The sequence below is a fragment of the Phyllobacterium sp. P5_D12 genome, assembly GCF_054049495.1.
The window spans coordinates 1-2071 of the sequence record NZ_JBFUMG010000684.1 but is presented as its reverse complement, the minus strand read 5'-3'; the positions used below and the strand labels follow the sequence as shown (position 1 = coordinate 2071).

Annotated in this window: 2 protein-coding genes; both read right to left on the bottom strand. The window is 57.0% G+C overall.

The annotated features are described in order from the left end of the window. Nucleotides 1–184: 184 nt before the first annotated feature. Complete coding sequence (locus tag ACXJ5O_RS25270; protein ID WP_457302308.1) at nt 185–1081, bottom strand: sugar phosphate isomerase/epimerase family protein; 897 nt, start codon at nt 1079–1081, stop codon at nt 185–187. A gap of 11 nt (nt 1082–1092) precedes the next feature. Then, nucleotides 1093–2071: Gfo/Idh/MocA family protein (locus tag ACXJ5O_RS25265; protein WP_457302307.1), on the bottom strand; the 979-nt coding region annotated here is incomplete at its 5' end.

The window sequence follows — 2071 nt, the reverse complement described above, 5'->3', positions numbered from 1 at the left end:
TACATGTACTGATCCGGACGATCGATCGTCCAGATATCCAGCGTTACCGGCTCGGCTTGAGCGGCACCGGACATGAACAGCGATGCAGCCGCGATCCATTTCATAACTCGTTTCATGCTTTCCTCCTCTTGTTGCTGGTCCGGCCTGCTTGCTTCTTTGCGACAAGATTGGCCGGTGTCGAGTTTCAGGGGTTAGGGACGTATGAGCCGCCGCGGCTCTGCTTGAGATAGTTGAGCGAATGCACTTGCCCGGTCATTTCGAGCTCATTGCGATAGACCGGATCGTGCCAGCCCTCGATGTCGATCGAGCCCGACCACCCGGCAAGCCGCAATTCGGAAATCACATCGACCCAGTTGGTGTCGCCGAAACCCGGCGAACGCATGAATACGAATTTCTCCTTGCCGAAGATGCCGTGCTCGCGGATGACCTCCCAGCGGATCGTCGCGTCCTTGCCGTGAACATGGAAAATCTTCGGTGCCCACTTGCGAATTTGCGGCAGCGGGTCGATCAGATAGACCATCTGATGGCAAGGTTCCCATTCAAGTCCGATATTATCGGCTGGAACCTCGTTGAAGATCATTTCCCAGGCGTCGGGATTATGCGCGATGTTCCAGTCGCCGCTCGCCCAATTGCCGTCCATGGCGCAGTTTTCGAATGCGAGTTTTACACCTTTGTCGGCAGCACGCTTGGCCAGGTCTGTCCAGACCTTCTTGTATTGCGGCAGGCTATCCTCGATTGGCTTACCGCGAACACGTCCCGTAAATCCGGCAATTGTCGTCGCGCCGAAATGGTGCGCGTTGTCGATGAGTGCCTCCCAACCTTTCAACGTTTCACGGTCGATTTCTGTATCCTCGAGCGGATTGCCGAACATGCCCAGTGTCGACATGGTGACATCCTCGTCGCCGATCGCTTCCTTCAGTTCCTCCGCAAGTCTTGGCAGGTCCTTGTTCATCACTTGCCAGAAGAACGGTTCGAAGCTTTCAAAACCGTGCGCCAATATGCTCTTGACATAGGCAGCAGGGTCGGGCGCATTACCCTTGATCATGGTACCGATACGGATGGCTTTTGCCGCGTTGCTCACTTGGAACTCCTTCAGATCGTAATTTCGATGCGTCGTCCGGATTCGGCGCTGTCGATCGCACCGAACACCATGGCGAGGCTCTTGATATTTTCCGTGCCGACGGTCTCCGGAGGCGGACCGCCGCGCGTAGCTGCAATGAAATCCTGCATGACTCCGAGGTGACCGCCGATACGATCAGACGCGTCGAGGGGAGGGATATCGACGGCGGTCACCTCGGAAAACAGGCCTTCTCTGCCGGAGGYGACGGCTTCGGCCCGTATGTCATCGTATCCGTCCCAGACAATCGATCCCTTGCTGCCGATGACACGCCATGCACTCTCCCAGCTTKTGCGCAAACCGTCGGCGCACCAACTGCCGCGATAAGTGAAAACCGCACCATTGGAGAATTCGAAGATGGCAGCCGCTGAAGATCCCTGGCTGTACCACGAGTTGCCGGGCTCCCACTCGCGGGCGTAGACGGCGTTGACGTCGTCTCCTGCAAGAAAGCGGGCAGCATCGAATGTATGGATCGCCATGTCTAGAAATAGAACGTGGCGCATCTCTTCGCGGAACCCGCCGAAATGCGGAGCGAGAAAAAAATCGCAATGGAGGCTCGTCACGTCGCCAATTGTGCCCGACTGGATAAGCCTGCGGATACGCCGGATTTGTGCCAGATATCGCCGGTTTTGAACGACGGCATGAATTCGGCCTGTCTCACTCGCACGGCGAACAAGATCACGCGCTTCCTCCAGAGTTTCGGCCATTGGTTTTTCGGAAAGAACATGGCAGCCAGCCTCGAGCGCAGTGGCAACTGTTGCATGCCTGGCGGCTGGTATCACGATATCGAAAACGATGTCGGGAGAGGTTTGACCAAGAACATCAGGTAGATTGCTACCGACGGCGGCCGTCTCCCAACCGAACTCCTTGGCGCGGTGTTCAGCGCGTCCGGTGTCGAGGTCGACGATGCCGACAATCTCGACATCGCCGATGGTGCGGGCGGCCTCGAACCAT